The following is a 23,308-nucleotide window of genomic DNA, read 5'->3' as shown; positions in this document are numbered from 1 at the left end:
CCCGTCGGTTTAGCGCTTGCCTACGTTAAGCGGGTTGGTGGCGAAGTAGTCCAGCGCTGCCGTCACGCCGCTGCCTTTGAGGTTAACGCCCGCGAGCTTCATGCCCGCCTCACAGCCGCCCAGGGTGGCGATCAGCGTAAGGTCATTACAGTCGCCCAAATGGCCGATCCTGAACATTTTGCCCTTGGCCTTACCCAGCCCCATGCCCAGCGATAGATCAAAACGCTCGTAGATAATCTTGCGCACGGCATCGGCATCGACGCCTTCTGGCATTACCACGCCGGTGAGCACAGGCGAGTAAACGGACGGATCCAGGCACTGAATCTCAAGCCCCCAGGCTTCTACTGCGCAGCGAACCCCAGCGGCCCAGCGCTGATGGCGAGCCAGCACTTGCTCCATGCCTTCATCCAACAGCATATCCAAGGCTTCGTTAAGGCCATAAAGCAGGTTAGTGCTCGGTGTGTAGGGCCAGTAGCCGTTTTTGTTGGCTTCTAAAATTTCGTCCCAGGCCCAGAAGCTTTTCGGCAATTTCGCCTGCTTGCTGACTTCAATCGCTTTTGGCGACAGCGCGTTAAAGCTAATGCCCGGTGGCAACATTAGGCCTTTCTGCGAGCCGGAGACGGTGACATCAACGCCCCACTCATCGTGGCGGTAGTCGGCGCTGGCTAAACCGGAAATGGTATCGACAATCAGCAGCGCGGGGTGGCCGGCGGCGTCGATGGCTTTACGCACGGCGGCGATATCGCTGGTCACGCCGGTTGAGGTTTCGTTATGCACCACGCAGACGGCTTTCAGCTCGTGGCCGGTATCCTCTTTCAGGCGCGCTTCGATCATGTCGGCCTGTACACCATTGCGCCAGCCTTCATAGCCGGGCAAACCTAAAAACTCGGGCTGCACGTCCAAACGTAGCGCCATTTTGTGCCATAGCGTGGCGAAATGGCCGGTCTCAAACATCAACACTTTGTCACCGGGCGACATGGTATTGGCCAGTGCCGCTTCCCAGGCACCGGTACCGGACGCAGGGTAGATAATCACCGGGTTCTCGGTTTTGAAGATTTTTTGAATCTTGCTCAGCAACTCAAGCCCCAGGGCACCGAACTCTGGGCCGCGGTGGTCGATCGTGGGCAGGCTCATCGCCCGTAAAATACGGTCTGGCACCGGGGACGGGCCAGGAATTTGCAGAAAATGACGGCCGGAGGGGTGAAAGTCGAGATTTAACATTCGGTCGCTTCCTATTGTTGTTGCGGAGCAGATGCCACCGCAAACTGGATAATGAATTCAATCATGTTTTTTAAAAAATCACTTGATACAGCCTTCGGACCGCAGCTTTTCCAGTTGATCGGGCGAGACGCCCAGGGTATCGAGCACTTCATCGGTATGCTGACCGAGGAGCGGGGCCGGGCTGCGAATCTGCGAGGGCGTCAGCGAAAACTTGCTTGGAAAGCCAATGGTTTTCATCTTGCCGATCACCGGGTGATCCATTTCCTGCACCATACCCCGCGCCAGGTAATGCTCGTCCTGCATGGCCTGGGCGAAATTGTTGATCGGACCGGCCGGCACACCCGCCTTGTCGCAAAGCGCAAGCCAATGATTCATGTCCCGCTCAACCATGATCGTTTCCAGCACCGCCTCGAGTTCCTCGACGTGCTGGCCACGGTCGGAGTTGGTCAGAAACCGAGGGTCCGCCATGAGGTCCTCACGCGCGAGCACGTCCTGGCAGAAACGCTCCCAGGTACGCTGGTTAGCGCAGCCCAGCATGATGTAGCCATCGCTTGCCTTGACCGCTTGATAAGGTGCCGAGACGCGGTGCCGCCAGCCGGTAGGCTCGGGTAGCGTGCCCTCGCCAAAGTAGGCTGCTGCCTCCCAGGCGAACCAGGGCAGGCCACATTCGGTAATGGCGATATCAATATGCTGGCCTTCACCGCTGTTGGCCTTGTGGATATAGGCCGCGAGAATCGAGTACACCGCCGTAATACCGGCACCAATATCGTAGACGGCAATACCGGTCTTGAGCGGTCGCCGCCCCTTCTCGCCGGTCATCGACATCAACCCGGTCATGCCTTGGGCGACCAGGTCGAAGCCACCGCGATGGCTATAGGGGCCGGTCTGGCCATAGCCGGAGATCGAGCAGTAGATGATCCCCGGATTGATCGCCTTGATGGTGTCGTAGTCGATCTTCAGCGACTTGGTAACGCCCGTGCGGTAGTTCTCGACGATGACATCGGCGTCTTTGGCCAGGCGATAGAAGATCTCTCTGGCCCGCTCATCCTTCAGGTTGAGCGATATGCTCTTTTTGTTGCGGTTGATCTGCGAAAAGCAGGTCGACTCGTCGTTGATATAGGGGCCCATCTGGCGGCTATCATCGCCGCCCTGGACCTTCTCAACCTTGGTAACATCCGCGCCCATGTCGGCCAGCACCATCGTGCAGTAGGGCCCGGCCATGATCTGCGAGATGTCCAGCACTTTCACATTCTGTAGTGGCAGCATTGGCTGAATTCCTCTCTGGATGACTTAACGCCCCGTCCATTCGAAAGACGTCTTGTTGACGAACTTGTCGACGGCTGCCTTAAAGTCATCGCTCATGTAGCAGGTAGTGACCCAATCGTCACCCGCCTCGAGTGACGCCCGGCGCTGGGCCTGGACGCGCCCTACCAGCGCCTTGCTGGCCTGGAGTGTCAGCGGTGCACGCCGTGAGAATTCATTGGCGATCTCCGTCACGGCGGCGGCAATGGTGTCGGGCGCAAAGACCTGATTGATCAACCCCACTTGGTAGGCTTCGTCGGCAGACAACAGCTTCGCCTGCATTAGCACTTCCTTGGTGCGCGCGACCCCCACCATATCCATCAGCCGCGACACATTGGTGATCGACAGCGTGTTACCCAGGGTCTTGGCGATCGGCACACCGAATTTCAGCGACGGCGTGCAGTAGCGGAAATCACACGCCATGGCGAGCGCCGCGCCACCGCCAACGCAGAACCCCTCGATCATCGCGATGGTCGGTTTGTTGAGGGTTTCAAGGCCACTCACCACCCGCTCGATGCGGCGCTCGTAATCAAGCGCATCCTCGGGCTTGGTAAAGTTGGCGAACTGGGTGATGTCGGTCCCCGCCACGAAGGCTTCGCCACCGACACCGTGCAGCACCACGGCATGTACGCTGTCGTCCTCGGCCAGCTGCACGCAACTGGCCTCCAGAGCGTTGTACATGTCCCACGTCATGGCATTACGGCTCGCGGGCCGGTTGAAACCGAGCCAGGCGAGGTTGCCCTCCCGCCGAAAAATCAGCGTCTCGTCGGACATAAGCGTGTCCTCCTAAACATCAATCGGGCTTACCGGTAAAATAGTTCCACCAGGCCCATGGGGAAGATCGGCACGTAGGTCACCAGCATCAGCAGCACGAACAGCAGCGCGACAAACGGCAAATTGGCCTTGGATACATCCCAAATATCCGCCTTAGCTACCGAACAGGCGGTCATCAGCACGCTGGCCACCGGAGGCGTCTGTTGGCCGATCGCCAGGTTCAGCGTCACGATCATGCCGAAGTGGACGGGATCGATACCGACCATCATCACCAATGGCATGACGATAGGCACCGTAAGAATGATCGCCGCCGCCGAGTGCAGAATCATGCCGATCAACAGCAGGAAGATGTTGAGCAATGCAAGCACCGCGTACTTGTTGCTGGTGAAGTCGCCGATCATCGCCGCCAGCATCTGCGGCAGTTGGGCGCGGGTCAGGAAATCCCCGAGCAGTGCAGAACTTGCCACCAACAGCATGACCACAGCAGTCTGAACACCGCCCTCTACCATGGCTGCACGTAGCTTCTTCCAGCGCAGCTCGCCGTAGCGGAAACTGATCAACAGCGCAGCCAATACCGCCAGCGCAGCGCCTTCGGTCGCGGTCATGAAGCCACCAAAGATGCCACCCAGAATGATCATGGGGAGCAAGAAGGCAAGGCCCGCCGCTTTGAAAGTGCTCCACACCCGGCTCAGCTTGAAGGTCTGCTCCACGGGAAAGTTGTAGCGGACCGCAAAGTACCAGGCGAGTGCCATCATCAACAGCCCGCCAACAATGCCGGGTACGATACCGGCAACGAAGAGCTGCACGACTGAGGTGTCGGCCATAGCGGCATACAGGATCATCGGGATCGACGGCGGAATGATGATGGCAAGCGATGCCGAAGACGACGTGATGGCCGCAGCAAACGGAGCGGGATACCCTTTGCGCTTCATCTCCGGAATCAGAATGGAGCCAAGCGCCGCCACATCGGCCACCGCAGACCCGGAGATTTCGGCGAAGAATAGCGAGGTGCCGACGTTGACCATGGCCAGGCCGCCACGAATGAAGCCGAGCAGTGCAGAGGCGAAGTCGATCAACCGCCGGGAGATGCCGCCGGTATTCATAATGGCACCGGCCAGAACGAACAACGGAATGGCGATCAGTGGGAACTTGGTCGCCCCCTCGAACAGCACTAGCGGGAAGCCGAGCAGACTGTTCGTGCCTTGCAGCACCAGCATGGCGACAATAGATATCGCGCCGAGGGCCACCGCGATGGGTATGTTAATAAAGATCATGGCCAGGCCGGCCAGCAGAATCAAAGCCGTCGTCATTGCAATTCCTCCACAATATCCTGCTCCGAGGGCGGACTGCGCCCATCCCAGGCTTCGCGCAGGATGTCCGGCAGATTAAGCAACTCGGCGATGACATAAAGCGCCGCGCCAATAGGAATGGTGGACTGAGTAACAGCGGTGGGAATCGGCACGCTGACCATGGTAGAGCCACCGAGAACGCCGATAATGTAGACGCCATAAACAGCCAGCAGCACAAAGAAAGTAATGGTGATTACTTCACCGATCACGACCAGCGCCACGCGAACGGCCCGCGGGCGCGAATAGACGAAACCGGGAACGCTGATATGCGCACGTTTGAGGGCGGCAAGGGCGGCACCGTAGTAGGTCACCCACGCCAGCATCACGGCGGCGACCTCGTCATACCAGCCCAGGGAATTGCCGGTATAGCGGAAGCTGACACCGAGCAACACCACGACCGTCAAGGCAACCACCAGAAACATGGTGATGACCTCGAGCAGCCACTCGAATCCGGATCGAAGTTTCAAAAGGGACATTAAAGCCACTCCGTCGATCAGAGGAAGGACCGCCCGTCAGGGGCGGTCCTTGGGTGGGTTCAGAAGGGTTCAGACTGAAGTGAGGCTCAGTCTTCCTCACCCAGCTCCAACACGCGGTCGACTAGGTCGCCGCCACCTTCCACTTCCTCGTCGAAGCGCTCATAGACCGGACCACTGGCATCGATAAAGGACTGCAGGTCAGGCTCGTTGACTTCCATGCCGGCCTCTTCCATCTCGCCCAGCAGTTCCTCGTCCTGCTTGGCGGCCGTCTCGTAGACGAAGTCTTGAACCTCTTGAGCGGTTTCTTCCAGAACCTCACGCACGTCTTCTGGCAAGTCCTCCCAATGGCTCTTTGAGACCACTACATAGGCTGGGGTGTAAACGTGATTGGTCATGGAGAGGTAGTCCTGCACCTCTTGGAACTTCTGGGAATGGATCTGTACTAGAGGGTTTTCCTGGCCATCCATAGTACCGGTCTGCAGCGCCGTGAAGACTTCCGAGAGCGCCATGGGTGAGGGGTTAGCGCCGTATTCCTCGAACATACGCACCCTCCACTTGCCTTCTGGGGTGCGTAGTTTCAAACCGTCCAGGTCTTCGGGCGTCTCAATGGGCCGCTCGTTGTTGGTGATCTGGCGGAAGCCATTCTCCCAGACGGCCAGAACCTTGTACCCCTCTTCCTCCACCAGTGGGTAGAGATCGGGTTCGATGACCTCATCGATGACCCGCTTCATGTGGTCGCGGTCCTTAATCAGATAGGGCATCTCGAACAGACCAAACTCGTCCACCACCGAGGACATCACCGTAGAGGGCAGCGTAAAGGTGAGCTGGCCGAGCTTGAGCTTCTGCATCATCGAGCTGTCACCACCCAGTTGGCTCGATCCATATGGCTCTACCTTGTAGTCGTCACCCAGACGCTCGTTGGCCAGCTTGGCGAATTCCTTCACGGACGTATCGAACAACGAACCGGGATTGCCTACGTGCCCGAACTGCAGCTCGGTCTGAGCCATACCGAGCCCTGGCGTAAGGCTCAACGCCAGTGAGGCGGTGACGAATGCTGTCTTGATGTTTTTCATTGGGTACTCCAGTGCTGGCTTGTTGTTGTTGTGCGCGTGTTGCCCAGGTCAGCGCTCCTTTGAGGTTGTTTGGGTATCGTGGCTGTCGCCTGGGAAGCGCGACGACGAACCGACTCGTCTCTCCCCTTCTGGCGAAGCGGCGAATCAAATCGTCATACACTCAACTTGAATTCAAAATGCAAAATTAGGTATTAAACTTTAGTCGACAAGCCATGAGGCGAAACAAATAATGTTTCTCCCTCAATGGATTGGCGAAATAAGCGAAATAAAATTAGCAATAAAGCAGAAAGGGATTATTCGGGCTCAAGCCCCCACTTGAGCCCGGCAGCCTCGATACCTGCAATAACGACCTGCTGGTCTTCGTCCGACGACGCGCCGCTAGCGCCCATCGCCCCGATAACACAGCTTTGCGCATCAAGCACAGGCACGCCGCCTGCAACCGCCACAAAATGGCCTTGGGAAGCCGCCGAAACGCTGGACACAAAGGCGGGGCGCTGCGCATTGCGAGCCCCAACCACACCACTGGCAACACCAATGCCCAGGGCGGTATACGCTTTACCTTGGGCCACCGGGTGGCGAAGCGGCGCGCAGCCGTCTTCGCGCTCGGCGGCCACAAGATTGCCACCCCCGTCCAGCACCACCAGCGTTAACGGCGGTATATTTAACGCTCGCGCCTTCATAATGGCGGCATCGATCATCTGACGCGCCTGCTCCCGCGTGAGCTGCACGCTACATTTAAATACTTGACCAGCCATATTGTGCTCCGTTTGTGTTAAGTGAATATTTGCTAAACTTCCGAAATAACAGAAATAGCAACTGTGTCACTTGACCACAACCAAAGAATATTGAATTCATAATATTTTTTATAGATCATACTCGTTAACGTACTGGCGCAACCCGAACCTCCATAGCCGCATACGGTTTCGGTAATATTGGGTAGCCAAGGGATTGGTAATGCACAATATGCGCCTTCAGGTGAAGAGAAACGAATATGACCAAGATATTGCAACGCAATCTATATCGTGAAGTGGCCGACCGTATCGGCGATCTTATTGAACACGGGGAACTCGCGCCTGGGGAGCGTATTTCAGAAAAGCAGCTGTGCGAGAAATTCGGGGTATCGCGCACGCCCTTGCGAGAAGCGCTCAAAGTGCTCGCCACCGAAGGGCTAATTGAATTACTGCCTAACCGTGGTGCGCGAGTGGTTCGCTTAACGTTCAAAAAAGTCAAAGATACTTACGACCTGATGGCCGCCTTGGAAGGTCTTTCCGGGGAGCTGGCCTGCCAATACATCAGCGATGCAGAAATCGCTGACATTCGCAGGCTGCATGAGGAGATGCTGACGCATTACCGTAATCGAGAGCTAATGACCTATTTCGAGGTCAACCGGCAAATACACGAAAGCATTCTGGCGGCATCGCGTAACGACTTGCTTCAGGAGATGTACAGCAACTTAAGCCAGCGAGTGAAACGGGTTCGCTATTCCAAAAAAATGACCCAAACGTTCTGGAGTCAAGCGGTGCAAGACCACGAGAACATGATGGCCGCACTTGAGAAACGCGACGGTCGGCTACTGGGGCAAATTTTACGCGACCACCTGTGCAATAAACTGGAGGTCGCGACCCTGGCCGGCGTGATCGAAGACGACCGTTTGAGCGTGGCGAATTCTTAAGGCGTTAAACGCTACTGCCACTGTTCCAAGCGCATAGCTGAGCGCTCCAGGCGATGATGCTCGGCTTCCAGCTCGCGCAGCAACTCGCTAATACTGGTTAAATGCTCCAGGGCGATCCGTTTTGCCTGCTCGGCGTCTCCACTGACCACGGCATCGTGAAGCTGCACATGTTGTTGATTGATCATTTCGCGCGGGCCGGGGCGGTGATACAAGTGCTTCATTGAGGCAAACACCGAACTTAGCAGTAAGTCGGTCAAGCTCTGCAGCGTATGAACCAATACCGGATTGTGCGAAGCCTGTGATATCGCCAGGTGAAACGCATGGTCCAGCCGCGCCAGTCGCTCAACGTCCAACGCTTCAGGCTGTGCGGCATAGTCGGCCATTTCCTGGTAGCGGCGAGTAATCAGCACGCGGTCCATGGAGGTACCGCGTTTGGCAGCCAAATAAGCCGACTCACCTTCCAGTAACGAGCGGACTTCCAACAAGTCAAACAAAGTACGTGGGTGGTCGCGAAACAGGTGCATCAGCGGGCTTTGCGGGTCTACCGGCAACAGCGAGGCCACAGTAGAACCATGCCCTTGCCGGGTATCGATGATGGCTTTGCTGCGTAGGATTCTTAATCCCTCGCGCAGCGATGCACGGGAAACGCCCAAACGATCACACAAACGTCGCTCCGAGGGCAGCAACTGCCCTGGCCGAAAAACGCCTTCTAAAATCAGCTCTTCCAACCTGGCGGCCACATGCTCGGGGGTGCGTCGGCCCATTGGTATTTCATCATTGCTAAATGCCATGCAGCCTCCTATGGGTGGTGTTGGCTTTGCTAGCGCTTGACTGGCTATCGACTAATTACTGGTCTGACCATTGCACCACAACCTAGACAGACGCACAAAAAAAGCCCAGATTGGGCAAAATGCCTAAGCACCGTGGCTATCACTTTTTAAGTGAAAAAGGCTAAAAACTAAACCGTTAGGGGTGTCCTTATGAATATCCTCTTTGATGAGCGCCTCGACGGCGAACTGGTTCGCCGCGATAAAACCGAGGTGTTGACCGACCTGCAGCAAGCCGTGCCGTCGCTTACCTTACTTCACCGCGAAGAAGACCTACATCCGTTTGAATGCGACGGCCTGGCGGCCTACCGCATCCTGCCCATGCTGGTGGCGCTGCCCGAGACGCTTGACGAAGTGGAAGGGTTGCTCAAACGCTGCCACGCCCTCGGCGTGCCGGTTGTGACGCGCGGCGCGGGCACCGGGCTTTCCGGGGGCGCGCTGCCGCTGGAACGTGGTGTGTTGCTGGTCATGTCGCGCTTCAATCAAATTCTCAAGGTCGACCCCGAGGCGCGCCTGGCGCGGGTGCAACCCGGCGTGCGCAATCTGGCCATTTCCGAGGCCGCCGCGCCTTTCGGGCTTTACTACGCGCCGGACCCTTCGTCGCAGATCGCCTGTTCGATCGGCGGCAATGTGGCCGAGAATGCCGGCGGCGTGCACTGCCTGAAATACGGCCTGACGGTCCACAACGTCATGCGCGTGGATATCATGACCATCGAGGGAGAGCGCATGACGCTGGGCTCCGAGGCGCTTGATGCCCCGGGCTTCGACCTGCTCGCCCTGATGAACGGCTCTGAAGGAATGCTCGGGGTGGTCACCGAGATCACCGTCAAGCTGCTACCCAAGCCCGAAACTGCCAAAGTCCTGATGGCAAGCTTCGACGACGTCGAAAAAGCCGGCCGCGCGGTGGGCGATATCATCGCCGCGGGCATTATCCCGGGCGGCCTGGAAATGATGGACAAGTTGGCTATCAAGGCCGCCGAGGATTTCGTCAAAGCCGGCTACCCGCTGGATGCCGAAGCCATTCTGCTGTGCGAGCTCGACGGGGTGGAAGCCGACGTGGACGACGACTGTGCCACCGTTCGCCGCGTGCTCACCGACGCAGGCGCCACCAACATTCAGCAGGCCCGCGACGACGCAGAACGCGCCAAATTCTGGGCTGGCCGGAAGAACGCCTTCCCGGCAGTTGGGCGGATGTCGCCGGATTATTACTGCATGGACGGCACGATCCCGCGCCGTGAGCTGCCCCGTGTGCTCAAGGGCATCGCCGCGCTTTCCGAAGAAAGCGGCTTGCTGGTGGCCAACGTGTTCCACGCCGGCGACGGCAATATGCACCCGCTGATCCTGTTCGATGCCAACAAGGAAGGTGAGCTGGCACTGGCGGAAGACGTCGGCGGCAAGATCCTCGAGCTGTGCGTCGCCGCCGGCGGGTCGATTACCGGTGAACACGGGGTGGGCCGGGAAAAGATCAACCAGATGTGCAGCCAGTTCCAGCCCGACGAACTGACCGTTTTCCATGCCCTGAAAGCGGCGTTTGACCCGCAGCGGCTGCTCAATCCGGGCAAGAACATTCCGACGCTGGCGCGCTGCGCCGAGTTCGGTGCAATGCACGTGCACAATAACGAGCTACCGCATCCTGAACTGCCGCGTTTCTGATGCGCCAGGCAAAGACCCTGACTAGGAAAGACCATGACTAACACCGTGACTCACACTGCGAATGGCGACATCGCCGAGGCGCTGTGCGACCAGGTCCGCGAGGCCCATGCCTCCCGTACTCCGCTGCGGATTGTCGGCGGCGACACCCGTGCCTTTTACGGCCGTCCGGTGGAAGGCCAAACGCTCAATCTTGCCGACCATAGCGGCATTGTCGATTACGATCCCGTCGAGTTGGTGGTCACCGTTCGCGCTGGCACCCGGTTAAGCACGCTAGACGCCGAGTTAGCCAATAACCACCAAATGCTCGCCTTTGAGCCTCCCGCGTTCGGTGACGCCAGCACCATCGGCGGTGCCGTCGCCACCGGGCTTTCAGGTCCACGCCGTCCATGGGCCGGTGCCGCCCGCGACTTCGTGCTCGGCACGCGGATTATTACCCAAGAAGGCAAACTGTTGCGCTTTGGTGGCGAGGTAATGAAAAACGTCGCCGGCTACGACCTCTCGCGCATGATGGCAGGCGCGCAGGGTACGCTTGGGGTACTGGCGGATATCTCTTTCAAGGTACTGCCATTGCCCAGCGCCAGCCACAGCTTACGCTTGTCCATGGGCATCGACGATGCACTCAAGAAGCTTGCCGAACTGGGCCGTCAACCGCTGCCAATCACTGCCGCAGCATGGCACCAGAATGAACTGTTTATTCGTCTGGAAGGCGGCAATAGCTCAGTAAAAGCCACCCGCGAGCGCTTGGGGGGTGACGATCTTGATGCCAGCTTCTGGCAACAGTTACGCGACCATCAGCACGCGTTTTTCACTCTGAGTGAAGGCCAGGCACTATGGCGGCTGTCACTGCCGCCCAACACGCCGCCACTAACGCTGAATATTCCAGACAGTGATGTGTTCTACGACTGGGCAGGCAGCCAACGCTGGGTAAAAACCTCGCTGGATGCCGATACGCTGCGCGACGCCTGCCGCACCGCCGGTGGCCACGCCACCTGCTATACCCCCTATACTCAGGGCGGCGCGCAAAGCCCCTTTACACCGTTGCCAAGCGTGGTGGAAAAATACCACCGCAACTTGAAAGCGGAATTGGACGGCCACGGTATTTTTAACCCTGGACGTCTCTATGCGGCGTTTTAATCAGGAGAGCTGACATGCAGACGCACTTTACCGATGCCGACCTTGAAAAGCCGCATATCCAGGAAGCCGAACGCGTTTTGCGCACCTGTGTGCACTGTGGCTTTTGTAACGCCACTTGCCCCACCTATCAATTGCTGGGCGATGAGCGGGACGGCCCCCGAGGGCGCATCTATTTAATGAAGGAGTTGCTTGAGAGTCGTGATGACGACGATCAGGTCACCGAAGAAACCCGCCTGCACCTGGACCGCTGCCTCACCTGCCTTAACTGTGAGACCACCTGCCCGTCAGGTGTGGAATATCACAAGCTGCTCAACATTGGCCGGGCCGAAATCGAACGCCGCGTACCCCGCCCAGCGGCCGAGCGTGCGCAGCGTTATGCGTTACGCAAAATGCTGGTCGACCCCAAGCGTTTCAAGGCGCTACTGGCGCTGGGACAAACCTTCAAGCCACTGGTGCCGGGCAAGCTGCGCAGCAAAATGCCCGGCGCGCCGGTCGATGCGGGCCAGCGGCCCAGCGCCCAGCACAGCCGTCAGGTACTCATGCTGGAAGGCTGTGTACAGCCGGGGTTATCACCCAACACTAATGCTGCCACCGCACGCATATTGGACCGTTTGGGCATCAGCGTAACGACGGTATCAGAGGTTGGTTGCTGCGGTGCGATTGATTTCCACCTCAACGCCCAGGAAGACGGACGTGCCCGCATGCGCGCCAATATCGACGCCTGGTGGCCCCACGTTGAACAAGGCGCAGAGGCCATCGTGCAAACCGCCAGCGGCTGCGGCGCCTTCGTCAAAGAGTATGGCGAAATGCTCAAGGATGACCCTGACTATGCCGACAAGGCCGAGAAAATCAGCGCCCTGGCAAAGGACATCGTCGAAGTGCTGCGCGACGAACCACTGGAAGCATTGGATGTTCAGGCCAGCCAGCGGCTGGCGTTTCACTGCCCCTGCACATTGCAGCACGCTCAAAAGCTCAACGGCGCGGTAGAAGGCGTGCTGACCAAGCTTGGCTTCGCGCTGACCCCGGTGCAGGACGCGCACCTCTGCTGTGGCTCGGCGGGCACCTACTCGATCACCCAGCCTGAACTGGCGACCCAACTGCGCGACAATAAACTCAACGCGCTGGAAGCGGGCAATCCGGAAATGATTGTCACGGCCAACATCGGCTGCCAAACCCATTTAGCCGGTGCGAACCGAACGCCGGTTCGCCACTGGGTAGAAATCGTCGACGCTGCGCTACACTGAAGACCCATTAAGCTGCCACTGCCAACACGCTGTCGGTAGTGGCGTTTTAAATTGTAAAACTGACCAAAGGACACGCTATGCAAACCAAAGCGATTTTATCCCAATCGGACGTTATTCGCGTGCTTGATGCCGCTCAAAAAGAAGCTGACAGCAATGGCTGGGCGGTGACCATTGCCGTCGCCGACGATGGCGGCCACCTGCTGGCGCTACGTCGCCTGGACGGTGCGGCACCTTTTAGCGCCGACGTTGCCACCCAAAAAGCACGCAGCGCGGCTGTCGGCCGCAAAGAAACCCAGGTTTTTGAAGAGATGATCAACGGTGGTCGTACGGCATTTGTTTCTGCGCCGCTTCAGGGGCTGCTTTCAGGCGGTGTACCGATTATCGTCGATGGCCATGTGGTTGGCTCGGTGGGCATTTCTGGTGTCAAACCGGACCAGGACGTTCAAGTCGCCAAAGCTGGCGTCAGCGCGATTGGCTGAACATAAACATGTAAACGCCGCGCAAACGAAAAACCCCGGATCGATGATCCGGGGTTTTTTTAAATTCGTTCGGTATAACACCGATAATGATCACTGCTGAAATGTAGACTGCATAATGGCGGACCGGACGAGACTCGAACTCGCGACCTCCGGCGTGACAGGCCGGCATTCTAACCAACTGAACTACCGGTCCGCTGTAGTGTACTTACATCTAGCAGGGTCTTGCGTTTTGACCATTTGAGCACGTCGAGTATTTCAAATGGTGGGTGGTACTGGGTTCGAACCAGTGACCCCCAGCTTGTAAGGCTGGTGCTCTCCCAACTGAGCTAACCACCCAGGTTATTGGCATCGCCAATATTTGCTATGTTACGTGTTTATCGTGGCGGACCGGACGAGACTCGAACTCGCGACCTCCGGCGTGACAGGCCGGCATTCTAACCAACTGAACTACCGGTCCACATACGACAAAACATGGAAAACAGGCGGGTAATGCAACGATGGCGGACCGGACGAGACTCGAACTCGCGACCTCCGGCGTGACAGGCCGGCATTCTAACCAACTGAACTACCGGTCCGCTGTATTGCACTATTAACGCTAGGTGCTTTCCTTACTGCGACGTTTCCAGGCCATCATACGATGGTGGGTGGTACTGGGTTCGAACCAGTGACCCCCAGCTTGTAAGGCTGGTGCTCTCCCAACTGAGCTAACCACCCGCTGGTCACGTGGCGCTGCATTCTACAGTAGACGCGAAGGAAGTCAACACACTACGTTCAAATACTGTGCTTCCACAGACGGCTTTAAACGCACCCTTCCAAACGCCTCACTGCAGCGATTGAGCGCGCACGAAGGATGCCCCATGAGCGGCGGCTTCGTCAATCAAAATCGTCTGATTTACCCCCGAGGCACGGCGGGGTTTAAAGTCGTGATCGCCATCGGTAAGCCACATCACCTGGGTGTTATGCGGCAGCGCGTAGCTCGATACCTCTGCGTGATTGCCCAGAGGATCACGCTCGCCCTGAAGTATCAGTGAAGGCACCTGCACGTCTGACCAATGCGCCAGGCGCAGTTTGTCGGGTGCTTTTGGCGGATGAAACGGATAACCGGCGATCACTAGCCCCGGGCAAGCTTGCTGACTGGCCAACATGCTTGCCGCGCGGCCACCCATCGACTTGCCGCCGAGCCAAAGCGGCTTAGCCGTTAGCGGGGCAAGGCCGTCATACCAACGCGCCAACTCGGCCACCGTGCGATCAATGGCGGGCGGAGGGCGGCGCTTTCCCGTGGCCTGCATTTGCTGCATATAGCCAAGATCAAACGTAATCACCTGCAACCCATGCTTCGCTAACGCACTGGCAAACTGCTGCATAAAAGCGGATCGGTGCCCGGCGCCAGCGCCATGGGCCAACAGCAGGCAGCCGTGACTTGCCTGTCCATAAAGCCTGAGCGGCCCCATCCCCTCAAGCCAAAAACAGCCGCTGACCTGCTGGGCGACCACCTCCGCCAGCGTCTGCTTATCGATGCTTGTTTCCTGCGGCCAGTGGGTTTCCACAACGCGGCCCTCCGGGCTGTTTGACTGAATGCGCCAACATCCACCTGGCGCTGCTTTTCTTGACGTAGCTCAACACGAGATTGCCTGGCAGCCGCTACCCTTGCGTCAACCCTTTGACCTGGAGCATGGTCCCATGCCTACCACCGTGAATGATGCTGCTTCTGATAGCACCTTGACCACTTCAACGTGGAGCGACGCATTACTCCAGCGCTACGCAATAAGCGGCCCCCGCTATACGTCTTACCCCACCGCCCTGTCCTTTGACGAGGCGTTTACGGCCGACGATTTTACCTCTGCCCTGGCACGCAGCAACGACGCTCAACGAGCGCTATCGCTGTATGTACATATTCCGTTCTGCCGGAAGATCTGTTTCTACTGTGCCTGTAACAAGATCGCCACTAAGAACACCGCACTTGCCGAACCCTATCTGGCAAGGCTCGACCGTGAAATGGCGCTGGCAGCGCAGCCTCTCGACACCCGGCGACCGGTGAGGCAACTGCACTGGGGTGGCGGCACACCAACCTTTTTAACGCTTGACCAGATGAGCGAATTGATTGACCGCCTGGATGCCCGCTTCGGCCTCTCCAGCGACCCCGAGCGCGACTACGCCATTGAAATCGACCCGCGCGAAGCCGATGTGTTAACCCTGCGTCATCTGCAATCGCTGGGCTTTAACCGGCTGAGCCTGGGCGTGCAGGACTTTGATCCTCAGGTACAGCGAGCGATTAACCGTGACCAGCCACGGGTACTCACCGAAACGCTGATGGACGAAGCCCAGCGACTGGGCTTCCGCTCGCTCAACCTGGACCTTATCTACGGTCTACCACTGCAAACGGCGAACAGTTTTGCACAGACGCTTCGCCAGGTCATCGAACTGAACCCGGCGCGCCTGTCGGTGTTCAACTATGCCCACCTTCCGGAGCGTTTTCCGCCCCAGCGGCGCATTCGCCAGCAGGACCTGCCCGACGCCGACGAGAAACTAGCCATGCTGCGCGTCACCATCGACATGCTCACCGATGCCGGCTATGTGCATATCGGCATGGATCATTTTGCCCGACCGGACGACAGCCTGGTTCTTGCCCAGCAAAACGGCACGCTGCAGCGCAACTTCCAGGGCTATTCCAGCCACGCCCAGTGCGATCTGATTGGCTTTGGTGTATCGGCCATTTCACGCCTTGACGACTGTTATGCGCAAAACAGCAGCCAGCTCAATCTTTACCAGTCAGCCATTGATCAAGGGCAGCTAGCCACACAGCGTGGCGTATGCCTAAGTCGCGACGACCTGATTCGCCGCGATGCCATTGAGCGCTTGATGTGTGACATGCAGTTGGATTTGGCGGCGCTCGGCAAGCGCTGGCAGATTGATGCCCACCAGTATTTCCGCCTAGCGCTTAGTTCTCTCGACCAGGCAAAGCGCGATGGATTAGTGGATATACAGGGCAACAAGCTGCGCGTTTCCCCTTTAGGGCGATTGCTAATTCGCCATTTAGCCATGGCGTTTGATGCTCGCCTGGCTAATCAGAGCGAACAGCGCTATTCAAAAATAGTTTGACGGTTGCTGCCCATATGCTCCAGCTTACATAATGAAGCCATGCGCCACTGACGGAGACTCTCATGCTGGAACCAATGCTCCAACGGCGTGCCATCCTACATGAGGCACGCTGTCAAACCTGCAGCTTAAGCTCGCTGTGCCTGCCATTAGCGCTCGAACTGGAAGATATAGACCAGTTTGATGCGATTATTCGGCGACGCGCCCCGCTCAAAAAAGGCGAGCAGCTTTTTCGCCAGGGGGAGCCGTTTACCAGCGTATATGCCGTGCGTTCAGGCAGCTTAAAACAGGTCACCAGCGAAGGCGGTGGCTTTGAACAGCTGACCAACTTCTATCTGCCAAGTGAACTGGTAGGCTTAGATGCTATCGATGAACCCCATTACCCCGGCAGCGTGGTCGCGCTGGAAACCACCACGGTATGCGAGATTCCGTTTGACCAACTGGATCATTTGTCTGAAAAGCTGCCCGAGCTACGCGGCCAGCTATACCGCAGCATGAGCAAAGAACTGCGTAATGACCGGCGAATGATGCGGCTGCTGTCCCGCAAAACCGCCGACCAGCGCCTGGCAAGCTTTCTGATCACGCTTTCCGACCGTTTTCGCCGCCGGGGCTACTCGCCCTACAGTTTTCGACTCTCAATGCCCAGAGCGGATATCGGCAACTATCTCGGGCTCGCTGTGGAAACCGTCAGCCGGATTGTAAGCCGCTTCCAATCTCAGGAAGTGGTGGACGTGTCAGGCCGCGAGGTACGCATTCTTGATATAGCGAGACTGCAGCAGCTTGCCGAAGAAGACGCCGCTCCCTAGCCAACAGTGAGCGCCTGAATGCGCCCCGCCATTAACTCAGCCTGTTTGGCTTCTAGCCCGGCGAAGTCAAACAGATCGCGGTCCGCAAGCTGCGAGGGCGCAACATTGGTGACGGCTTTAAACATACTTTCCAATCGGCCGGGATGTTTTTTATCCCAATCCGCCAGCATATCTTTCACTACTTGACGCTGTAGGTTGGGCTGCGAGCCACAAAGGTTGCAAGGGATAATAGGGAACGCCATTTGCTGGGCGTACTCAACGATATCCGCCTCTTTGCAGTACGCCAGCGGTCGGATAACGATGTTCTTGCCGTCGTCAGAAAGCAATTTGGGCGGCATTGATTTTAGCGTGCCACCGAAGAACATATTTAAAAACAGCGTTTCAAGAATGTCTTCCCGATGGTGGCCCAGGGCAATCTTGTTAGCACCGATTTCTTCGGCAAAGCCGTACAGCGAACCGCGGCGCAAGCGCGAACATAGCGCGCAAGTGGTTTTGCCTTCCGGGGTTTTCTCTTTCACCACCGAATAGGTATCACGCTCCAGAATGTGGTATTCCACCCCGCGTTGCTCGAGATAGGTCGGCAACACATGCTCAGGAAAGCCCGGCTGTTTCTGGTCCATGTTGACGGCCACCAGCGAGAAGTTCACCGGCGCATTGCGCTGCAGGCTGAGCAGCATCTCCAGCATTGTATAACTGTCTTTGCCGCCGCTCAGGCAGACCATAACGCGATCGCCCTCATCGATCATGCGATAGTCAATGATCGCGTTGCCCACTTCGCGGCGAAGACGCTTTTGCAGCTTATTGAACTCGCGTTTTTGTTTGGCTGCGTGGGCTTCAGAAGCGACAGCCGCTTCGGGGAAGCCGGGTGCCGCATTAGGGGTCGCCAACGCTGGGTCAAAATGATCAAGGTGATGTTGCATGGTATAAGCACTGCCGATGGTAAAAGAAGCAACCGCTATTCTAGCAACTCCCAGCGCCAGCGCCCAACTGCTTGCCACTACAGGGCAGCATCCACCTCCGTACGCTGCAAGCGAAGATACAGCAGCGCGCTGGCGGTGGCATCTTCAAGCGCCCGCTGAGGCGCCTGGCTGGGCACTTGCCAACAGTTTAGCGCTCTGGCTAGCTCATCTTCTTGCTCAGCCTGGGGGTGTAAGCGGCGCAGATGGCGCTGGTGCAGCTTGGTGACATCCACCCGTGCATTGGGCAGGCCAAACCCTAGATGGCGGCGTAGCGCCTGCTCGAGCGGCGCGAGGCGCTGCTCAAGCTGCCAGCCGACGATCGGCCGGTTGCCGATAAACTCGACTAGCGAACGCAGGCTTTCAACATCGAGCGGTAGCGTGGTCTCCACGTTGTACAGCAACTGATGACGGCGCTCGGCGGCGTCGCTTCCTCGCGCGCCTTCGCTCAGCGCTGCAACCCATGCGCGACTGGTCAGGATTTGGTGATGACGCAGCGTTACCGCCGCGATGCTCATTACCCCATGGTGGGCAAAACACGAAAGCGCCACCAGTTCATTTCCTAGGTAAGGTTGGAAAAGCCACGCATAGGGAGAAGCTGCATAGCGGCGGCGCTCGCTTCCCCGGCGCAGCAGGCCGCCAAGCCAACCAAAGGGGGCATCTAAATAGTGTCGACTGATCACGAATACTCCAGGTGATAACGATGCGAGAGACGCTGTTTGAAATCTTTAACGATGTGCAGCGCTTCGCGAAGCAAATCACGCTCCAACGACGATAACTCCTGCACGACGACCCGGTTGGAGCGCTCCGGTTGGTTAACGGATGATCCGTCGGCGATATCATTGAGCTGCTGCTTAAGCCGCAACTCGGTAAACAGCGCTAAGGCTTCGCCTAGGTCGTCAGCAAAGCGCCGGTTGAGACGCCCGTCCTCGGCCAGCGCATCCAACCGGCCAAACGTCGAGGTGTCGTGAATACGCCGCTCAAGCGCCATGGTGCGAACGCCGTGAACGATGGGAAAAATACCGCCTTTTTTTATATCGATGCCGTGCTGGGGCTTCTTAAGCGAACCAAACAGCGTCAAGGGAGTAGAAAAACGCAGCGCAGTGCGGGCGAAATACGACAGCAGCAACTCGTCCCGGGAGCAACGCTCGAACAGCTCCTCACGGACGCTTTCCAGCAGGCTCGGGTTGCCCGCCACGCCGTGGGCGTCGAGCATGATCGCCAGCTTCATCAGGCTATCGCCGTCACGTGCGCTGGCCCAGCGCGCAATGCGCCCTTTCCATTCGCTTACCGTGGCCACCCAATCCGGGTTCGACACCATGATATTGCCCGGACAAGGCGGGTAACCCAGCTCAATAAGGGTGGCCGTGAGGCGCTGCATGTCATCCCCAACAGCGGGCCACTCAGCGTCGTCGGCCAGAATCAAGCCGTTATCCTGGTCGGTTTTGAGAATCTGCTCGCCGCGCCCCTCACTGCCCATGACCATCATGCAGCTGTGCTGCTGATGTGACGCATCAATAGTGAATTCCCAAGCCTTGCTCATGATGCGGCCATTCAAGGCTGCCAACAGATCCATGGCAAAACGTAGCTTCACCCCCTGCGCCATCAAGGCGTTGACCAGCTCCGGCGTACGGTGACTAGCTGCGGCCAGCGCCGACAAATCACCGGCCTGCTCCACCTGAAGGCTGACCACATAGCTGCGGCTTGAGAAATAGCTAAGTACGTCGGTCAGTTCGACCACACCAACGGCCTGGGCATTGTCCATCACCACGACCCGCGTCACCTTATGGCGCGTCATACTGACCAGCGCTTCAAATAAGTATTGGTCGGGCGTCGCCGTTACCAGAGTATATTGGGCGATATCAACAAGCGGTGTGGTTACGGGATGCTCCCCCAGCACAATGGCGTTTAGCAGGTCGGTTTTAGTCACCATGCCCAGTTGACTGGATGCATCAACCAGCAAGCTGTCAGCATGACTATCATTGAGCGTGCGCACGGCGGTGGCGACATCCGCATCGGCGGGCAGTAACAAGGGCGCGCGCATGCACTCACTGACGCGGGCCAGCATGAACCCTGCCATCGTCACGCCGCCTTCGGCGCGCTTTTCTGTTAACAGGCGTGCTTTATGAGCCAACGACTGGCGAAAGAATTGACTAAATTCGGGATACTCATGGCACAGTGTCTTGAATAGCGCTTTGGGCATCAGATAACACAAGCATTCCTGTTCCGCTTGAAACCGGTAGCGGCTTTTGCCGTTCAATATGCTAATGGCACCAAATAAATCGCCTGCAGTGTAATGCCCAATGCGCGATACTGATGACGGTAAGGTGGGGTCTAGTTCGGCAACTTCCCCCTTATGGATCACATACACGTATTCGCCCGCTTGGCCTGTCTCGACAATGATGTCGTGACGCTCAAAATAGGCAAGGTCCATGCCGCGACGCACGTGCTCCTTCCCCTCGGCATCCAGCAGCGAAAACGGTGGCTGGGAAAGGTCGACATCTACCATGAGCATGACCTCGTTATTATGATGCGGTGTAAGCGAACCTCGTTGACCTGAGGATGGTTGTCCAAGGCGTGTTAGTTAATAATGTCAAGCAGTCTAACGTTTAAGGCATCATTCGCCATTGGGTTAAAAACTGGCGTTAAGGAAATTCATTACCCGACTACTACTTTGGGTTATTGCGCTAATGTCTAACTACCTTTATTCACTTCGGTGTTGTGAAAAAGGCAAAACATGTCGCCACTTTTTGAATTATTAAAAACATGTCTAGGCCAGTTTCTGAACATAGCAAACATTGCCGTATCCCCCCCACCTAGACCATCGTCCCATGGCGCTAAGTAAAACTTATATGAATACACTAAAAGTCCATAAAAAAGCTCATTTTCAACTGATTGGCTACTTTTTGCTCACCACCAAAGTTTATTGATACCAAAGTCTGGGATTTATTTTTTCGCATTTATTGCCCACTATTGTCAGTGAGTCATGCAGGGTAATCGCACGTCATTGCACCACTCGAAATCCACCTTTTGCCAGGTGACGTGTTAACTAACAGCTGATTCATGACATCACTATAGCGAGTGGTTCCAAAAACGTGCGATTGATCTGATGGTTCAACCGCTATTTCGAGTGAACTTTCCAACCTAAAAACACAAGTGGAGAGCAACACAATGGCAGACGACAAATCCAATGCTGCTGAATACTGGAAAGCCAACGTCCGTACCATTATTGGATGTTTGGTAGTCTGGGCATTCGTTTCTTACGGCTGCGCTATTCTATTCCGCCCGCTACTTGCCTCTATTCCAGTCGGTGGTACCGACCTGGGCTTTTGGTTTGCTCAGCAAGGGTCAATTCTCACCTTCATCGTCTTGATCTTTTTCTACGCGTGGAAAATGAACAAGCTTGATGAAAAATTTGGCCTTGGGGAGTAAGCCGGTATGAGCCAATTTGCAATCAACCTACTTTTCGTGGGTGCCTCCTTTGCCTTGTATATAGGCATCGCGATCTGGGCACGCGCGGGATCGACGAAAGACTTCTACGTCGCCGGGGGTGGTGTTCACCCGATCACCAACGGGATGGCTACCGCTGCCGACTGGATGTCAGCGGCATCGTTCATCTCAATGGCTGGCCTGCTGGCGTCGGGCGGTTACGCCAACTCCACCTTCCTGATGGGCTGGACCGGGGGTTACGTTATCCTCGCCATGCTGCTTGCCCCTTACCTGCGTAAGTTCGGCAAGTTCACGGTACCCGACTTCATTGGCGACCGTTTCTACAGCAACACGGCCCGTCTTGTGGCGGTTATCTGTCTGATAGTGGCCTCGGTGACCTACGTTATCGGTCAAATGACCGGTGCGGGCGTGGCGTTCTCGCGCTTCCTGGAAGTGCCTAACACCGCTGGCATCTGGATCGCGGCCTTTATCGTCTTCCTGTACGCCGTTTTCGGCGGCATGAAGGGCATCACCTATACCCAGGTGGCGCAGTACATCGTACTGATCATTGCCTACACCATCCCGGCGGTATTCATCGCCATGCAGCTCACCGGCAACCCCATTCCCATGTTCGGCATGTTCAGTACGCATACCGAATCGGGCGTACCGTTGCTCACCAAGCTCGATGACGTAGTCAGTGCACTGGGCTTCCAGGACTATACCGCCGACGTCGACAACAAGCTCAACATGGTGCTGTTCACCCTGTCGCTGATGGTCGGTACTGCGGGTCTGCCCCACGTTATCATTCGCTTCTTCACCGTGCCGAAAGTGGCGGATGCTCGCTGGTCAGCCGGCTGGGCGCTGGTGTTCATTGCCCTGCTGTACCTCACCGCACCGGCGGTTGGGTCCATGGCGCGCCTGAACCTGATGACCACGGTCTATCCAGAGATGGCCGGTCAAACGGAAAACTACGCCGACGCCTCCGAAGAAGCCCTGCGCTACGAAGATCGTCCGGAATGGTTCCGCACCTGGGAAGACACCGGTCTGCTGACGTTTGAAGACAAGAACGAAGATGGCCGCATCCAGTTCTACAACGACGATTCAGACTTTGAAGATCGTGGTTGGGAAGGCAACGAACTGGACGTCAACAACGACATCATGGTGTTGGCGAACCCCGAAATTGCCAACTTACCCGGCTGGGTCATTGGCTTGATTGCAGCAGGCGGTATCGCCGCGGCGCTATCCACGGCGGCGGGTCTGTTGCTTGCGATTTCGTCCGCGATCAGTCACGACTTGATCAAGACCATGATCAACCCCAAGATATCCGAGAAAGGCGAGATGTTGGCGGCGCGAATCTCCATGGCCGGGGCGATATTACTTGCCACGTATCTGGGGCTTAACCCACCCGGGTTTGCGGCGCAAACCGTGGCGTTGGCTTTCGGTATCGCCGGTGCGTCGCTGTTCCCCGCGCTGATGATGGGTATCTTCTCCAAGAAGATGAACAACTCAGGCGCTGTCGCCGGCATGCTCAGCGGTCTGATCTGTACCCTGCTGTACATCTTCACCTACTTGGGCTGGTTCTTCGTCCCCGGCACAAATATGCTGGCCAACGAACCTGCAGAATGGATATTCGGGGTTTCACCGCTGTCCTTCGGTGCGATAGGCGCGATGATCAACTTCGCCGTGGCCTTTGCGGTCTGCAGCGTGACCAAAGCACCGCCGCAGGAGATCCAGGAACTGGTCGAAAGCGTTCGCTACCCGAAAGGTGCTGGCGTTGCCGTCGACCACTAAGTCATAATCTTTCCCTAACCTGCTGA

Annotated in this window: 21 protein-coding genes and 5 tRNA genes; 9 read left to right on the top strand and 17 right to left on the bottom strand. The window is 57.2% G+C overall.

All coding sequences use genetic code 11. The annotated features are described in order from the left end of the window. Nucleotides 1-9: 9 nt before the first annotated feature. From GA0071314_RS03685 to GA0071314_RS03655, 7 genes are all read right to left on the bottom strand, one after another. Nucleotides 10-1,221 (bottom strand): pyridoxal-phosphate-dependent aminotransferase family protein, encoded by a 1,212-nt coding sequence (locus GA0071314_RS03685; RefSeq protein ID WP_074395365.1) that lies wholly within the window; start codon nucleotides 1,219-1,221, stop codon nucleotides 10-12. 78 nt (nucleotides 1,222-1,299) lie between these two features. After that, the gene (locus GA0071314_RS03680; RefSeq protein WP_074395364.1) at nucleotides 1,300-2,487 is read right to left on the bottom strand and encodes a CaiB/BaiF CoA transferase family protein; all 1,188 of its coding nucleotides are present in this window, start codon (nucleotides 2,485-2,487) and stop codon (nucleotides 1,300-1,302) included. Between the two features lie 24 nt (nucleotides 2,488-2,511). After that, complete coding sequence (locus GA0071314_RS03675) at nucleotides 2,512-3,297, bottom strand: enoyl-CoA hydratase/isomerase family protein (protein WP_074395363.1); 786 nt, start codon at nucleotides 3,295-3,297, stop codon at nucleotides 2,512-2,514. Between the two features lie 29 nt (nucleotides 3,298-3,326). Next, the gene (locus GA0071314_RS03670; protein ID WP_027336685.1) at nucleotides 3,327-4,607 is read right to left on the bottom strand and encodes a TRAP transporter large permease; all 1,281 of its coding nucleotides are present in this window, start codon (nucleotides 4,605-4,607) and stop codon (nucleotides 3,327-3,329) included. After that, nucleotides 4,604-5,122, bottom strand: a complete 519-nt coding sequence (locus GA0071314_RS03665) for a TRAP transporter small permease (RefSeq protein ID WP_027336686.1) — start codon at nucleotides 5,120-5,122, stop codon at nucleotides 4,604-4,606. The genes GA0071314_RS03670 and GA0071314_RS03665 overlap by 4 nt, the downstream gene beginning before the upstream one ends. Before the next feature lie 86 nt (nucleotides 5,123-5,208). Then, nucleotides 5,209-6,129 carry a TRAP transporter substrate-binding protein gene (locus GA0071314_RS03660; RefSeq protein ID WP_442905971.1) on the bottom strand — a complete coding sequence of 307 codons (921 nt, stop codon included), beginning with the start codon at nucleotides 6,127-6,129 and terminating at the stop codon, nucleotides 5,209-5,211. A 359-nt stretch (nucleotides 6,130-6,488) separates the two neighbouring features. Continuing rightward, entirely contained in the window at nucleotides 6,489-6,950 is a 462-nt protein-coding gene (locus tag GA0071314_RS03655) for a GlcG/HbpS family heme-binding protein (protein WP_074395361.1), read from the bottom strand. A 236-nt stretch (nucleotides 6,951-7,186) separates the two neighbouring features. Here GA0071314_RS03655 and GA0071314_RS03650 point away from each other — a divergent pair, with 236 nt between their 5' ends. Further along, the gene (locus GA0071314_RS03650) at nucleotides 7,187-7,867 is read left to right on the top strand and encodes a GntR family transcriptional regulator (RefSeq protein WP_027336689.1); all 681 of its coding nucleotides are present in this window, start codon (nucleotides 7,187-7,189) and stop codon (nucleotides 7,865-7,867) included. Between the two features lie 11 nt (nucleotides 7,868-7,878). Here GA0071314_RS03650 and glcC read toward each other — a convergent pair whose 3' ends face one another. Continuing rightward, nucleotides 7,879-8,658 carry a transcriptional regulator GlcC gene (glcC, locus tag GA0071314_RS03645; RefSeq protein ID WP_027336690.1) on the bottom strand — a complete coding sequence of 260 codons (780 nt, stop codon included), beginning with the start codon at nucleotides 8,656-8,658 and terminating at the stop codon, nucleotides 7,879-7,881. Nucleotides 8,659-8,847: 189 nt separating this feature from the next. Here glcC and glcD point away from each other — a divergent pair, with 189 nt between their 5' ends. The 4 genes from glcD (at nucleotide 8,848) to GA0071314_RS03625 (ending at nucleotide 13,204) form a co-directional block, all read left to right on the top strand. Continuing rightward, complete coding sequence (glcD, locus tag GA0071314_RS03640) at nucleotides 8,848-10,347, top strand: glycolate oxidase subunit GlcD (RefSeq protein ID WP_074395360.1); 1,500 nt, start codon at nucleotides 8,848-8,850, stop codon at nucleotides 10,345-10,347. Nucleotides 10,348-10,380: 33 nt separating this feature from the next. Beyond that, a complete protein-coding gene (gene glcE / locus GA0071314_RS03635; RefSeq protein ID WP_074395359.1) occupies nucleotides 10,381-11,481 on the top strand; it encodes a glycolate oxidase subunit GlcE in 1,101 nt (366 codons plus the stop codon). A 14-nt stretch (nucleotides 11,482-11,495) separates the two neighbouring features. Beyond that, nucleotides 11,496-12,725, top strand: a complete 1,230-nt coding sequence (gene glcF / locus GA0071314_RS03630) for a glycolate oxidase subunit GlcF (RefSeq protein ID WP_074395358.1) — start codon at nucleotides 11,496-11,498, stop codon at nucleotides 12,723-12,725. Between the two features lie 77 nt (nucleotides 12,726-12,802). Next, nucleotides 12,803-13,204 carry a heme-binding protein gene (locus GA0071314_RS03625; protein WP_074395357.1) on the top strand — a complete coding sequence of 134 codons (402 nt, stop codon included), beginning with the start codon at nucleotides 12,803-12,805 and terminating at the stop codon, nucleotides 13,202-13,204. Between the two features lie 116 nt (nucleotides 13,205-13,320). On the opposite strand, the gene GA0071314_RS03620 is transcribed toward GA0071314_RS03625, so the two are convergent. From GA0071314_RS03620 to GA0071314_RS03595, 6 genes are all read right to left on the bottom strand, one after another. Further along, nucleotides 13,321-13,397: transfer RNA gene (locus GA0071314_RS03620), tRNA-Asp, on the bottom strand. A 67-nt stretch (nucleotides 13,398-13,464) separates the two neighbouring features. Further along, nucleotides 13,465-13,540, bottom strand: a tRNA-Val gene (locus tag GA0071314_RS03615). 44 nt (nucleotides 13,541-13,584) lie between these two features. Then, nucleotides 13,585-13,661, bottom strand: a tRNA-Asp gene (locus tag GA0071314_RS03610). A gap of 41 nt (nucleotides 13,662-13,702) precedes the next feature. After that, a tRNA-Asp gene (locus GA0071314_RS03605) sits at nucleotides 13,703-13,779 on the bottom strand. Nucleotides 13,780-13,842: 63 nt separating this feature from the next. After that, nucleotides 13,843-13,918 (bottom strand) — tRNA-Val (locus GA0071314_RS03600). Between the two features lie 107 nt (nucleotides 13,919-14,025). Further along, on the bottom strand, nucleotides 14,026-14,751 hold the full coding sequence (locus tag GA0071314_RS03595; protein WP_074395356.1) for an alpha/beta fold hydrolase: 726 nt from the start codon (nucleotides 14,749-14,751) through the stop codon (nucleotides 14,026-14,028). Nucleotides 14,752-14,884: 133 nt separating this feature from the next. Here GA0071314_RS03595 and hemN point away from each other — a divergent pair, with 133 nt between their 5' ends. Together hemN and fnr are read left to right on the top strand one after the other, a co-directional pair. Then, entirely contained in the window at nucleotides 14,885-16,303 is a 1,419-nt protein-coding gene (hemN, locus tag GA0071314_RS03590) for an oxygen-independent coproporphyrinogen III oxidase (protein WP_074398412.1), read from the top strand. Between the two features lie 62 nt (nucleotides 16,304-16,365). Then, nucleotides 16,366-17,106, top strand: a complete 741-nt coding sequence (gene fnr / locus GA0071314_RS03585) for a fumarate/nitrate reduction transcriptional regulator Fnr (protein ID WP_074395355.1) — start codon at nucleotides 16,366-16,368, stop codon at nucleotides 17,104-17,106. Here the strand turns inward: fnr and ttcA are convergent. From ttcA to GA0071314_RS03570, 3 genes are all read right to left on the bottom strand, one after another. Next, the gene (gene ttcA, locus GA0071314_RS03580) at nucleotides 17,103-18,026 is read right to left on the bottom strand and encodes a tRNA 2-thiocytidine(32) synthetase TtcA (RefSeq protein WP_074398411.1); all 924 of its coding nucleotides are present in this window, start codon (nucleotides 18,024-18,026) and stop codon (nucleotides 17,103-17,105) included. The genes fnr and ttcA overlap by 4 nt on opposite strands. 77 nt (nucleotides 18,027-18,103) lie before the next feature. Further along, nucleotides 18,104-18,745 (bottom strand): DNA polymerase III subunit epsilon, encoded by a 642-nt coding sequence (locus tag GA0071314_RS03575; protein ID WP_074395354.1) that lies wholly within the window; start codon nucleotides 18,743-18,745, stop codon nucleotides 18,104-18,106. Continuing rightward, nucleotides 18,742-20,571: a putative nucleotidyltransferase substrate binding domain-containing protein gene (locus GA0071314_RS03570; RefSeq protein WP_074395353.1), complete on the bottom strand. Its 1,830-nt coding sequence runs from the start codon at nucleotides 20,569-20,571 to the stop codon at nucleotides 18,742-18,744. The genes GA0071314_RS03575 and GA0071314_RS03570 overlap by 4 nt, the downstream gene beginning before the upstream one ends. A 662-nt stretch (nucleotides 20,572-21,233) precedes the next feature. On the opposite strand from GA0071314_RS03570, the gene GA0071314_RS03565 reads away from it, so the two are divergent. Together GA0071314_RS03565 and GA0071314_RS03560 are read left to right on the top strand one after the other, a co-directional pair. After that, on the top strand, nucleotides 21,234-21,494 hold the full coding sequence (locus GA0071314_RS03565; RefSeq protein ID WP_074395352.1) for a DUF4212 domain-containing protein: 261 nt from the start codon (nucleotides 21,234-21,236) through the stop codon (nucleotides 21,492-21,494). A gap of 6 nt (nucleotides 21,495-21,500) precedes the next feature. Next, nucleotides 21,501-23,282 carry a sodium:solute symporter family protein gene (locus tag GA0071314_RS03560; protein ID WP_074395351.1) on the top strand — a complete coding sequence of 594 codons (1,782 nt, stop codon included), beginning with the start codon at nucleotides 21,501-21,503 and terminating at the stop codon, nucleotides 23,280-23,282. Nucleotides 23,283-23,308: the final 26 nt, after the last annotated feature.

Source organism: Halomonas sp. HL-93, from assembly GCF_900086985.1.
In the GTDB taxonomy this organism is placed as follows: Bacteria; Pseudomonadota; Gammaproteobacteria; order Pseudomonadales; family Halomonadaceae; genus Vreelandella.
The sequence above is the reverse complement of the archived record's forward strand: the minus strand, read 5'-3'. Positions and strand labels throughout refer to the sequence as shown.

What these genes read in the sequence shown, in the direction of transcription:
- GA0071314_RS03685 (WP_074395365.1), bottom strand. Translation starts at nt 1,221, where the DNA reads ATGTTAAATCTCGACTTTCACCCCTCCGGCCGTCATTTTCTGCAAATT.
- GA0071314_RS03680 (WP_074395364.1), bottom strand. Translation starts at nt 2,487, where the DNA reads ATGCTGCCACTACAGAATGTGAAAGTGCTGGACATCTCGCAGATCATG.
- GA0071314_RS03675 (WP_074395363.1), bottom strand. Translation starts at nt 3,297, where the DNA reads ATGTCCGACGAGACGCTGATTTTTCGGCGGGAGGGCAACCTCGCCTGG.
- GA0071314_RS03670 (WP_027336685.1), bottom strand. Translation starts at nt 4,607, where the DNA reads ATGACGACGGCTTTGATTCTGCTGGCCGGCCTGGCCATGATCTTTATT.
- GA0071314_RS03665 (WP_027336686.1), bottom strand. Translation starts at nt 5,122, where the DNA reads ATGTCCCTTTTGAAACTTCGATCCGGATTCGAGTGGCTGCTCGAGGTC.
- GA0071314_RS03660 (WP_442905971.1), bottom strand. Translation starts at nt 6,129, where the DNA reads ATGGCTCAGACCGAGCTGCAGTTCGGGCACGTAGGCAATCCCGGTTCG.
- GA0071314_RS03655 (WP_074395361.1), bottom strand. Translation starts at nt 6,950, where the DNA reads ATGGCTGGTCAAGTATTTAAATGTAGCGTGCAGCTCACGCGGGAGCAG.
- GA0071314_RS03650 (WP_027336689.1), top strand. Translation starts at nt 7,187, where the DNA reads ATGACCAAGATATTGCAACGCAATCTATATCGTGAAGTGGCCGACCGT.
- glcC (WP_027336690.1), bottom strand. Translation starts at nt 8,658, where the DNA reads ATGGCATTTAGCAATGATGAAATACCAATGGGCCGACGCACCCCCGAG.
- glcD (WP_074395360.1), top strand. Translation starts at nt 8,848, where the DNA reads ATGAATATCCTCTTTGATGAGCGCCTCGACGGCGAACTGGTTCGCCGC.
- glcE (WP_074395359.1), top strand. Translation starts at nt 10,381, where the DNA reads ATGACTAACACCGTGACTCACACTGCGAATGGCGACATCGCCGAGGCG.
- glcF (WP_074395358.1), top strand. Translation starts at nt 11,496, where the DNA reads ATGCAGACGCACTTTACCGATGCCGACCTTGAAAAGCCGCATATCCAG.
- GA0071314_RS03625 (WP_074395357.1), top strand. Translation starts at nt 12,803, where the DNA reads ATGCAAACCAAAGCGATTTTATCCCAATCGGACGTTATTCGCGTGCTT.
- hemN (WP_074398412.1), top strand. Translation starts at nt 14,885, where the DNA reads ATGCCTACCACCGTGAATGATGCTGCTTCTGATAGCACCTTGACCACT.
- fnr (WP_074395355.1), top strand. Translation starts at nt 16,366, where the DNA reads ATGCTGGAACCAATGCTCCAACGGCGTGCCATCCTACATGAGGCACGC.
- ttcA (WP_074398411.1), bottom strand. Translation starts at nt 18,026, where the DNA reads ATGCAACATCACCTTGATCATTTTGACCCAGCGTTGGCGACCCCTAAT.
- GA0071314_RS03570 (WP_074395353.1), bottom strand. Translation starts at nt 20,571, where the DNA reads ATGGTAGATGTCGACCTTTCCCAGCCACCGTTTTCGCTGCTGGATGCC.
- GA0071314_RS03565 (WP_074395352.1), top strand. Translation starts at nt 21,234, where the DNA reads ATGGCAGACGACAAATCCAATGCTGCTGAATACTGGAAAGCCAACGTC.
- GA0071314_RS03560 (WP_074395351.1), top strand. Translation starts at nt 21,501, where the DNA reads ATGAGCCAATTTGCAATCAACCTACTTTTCGTGGGTGCCTCCTTTGCC.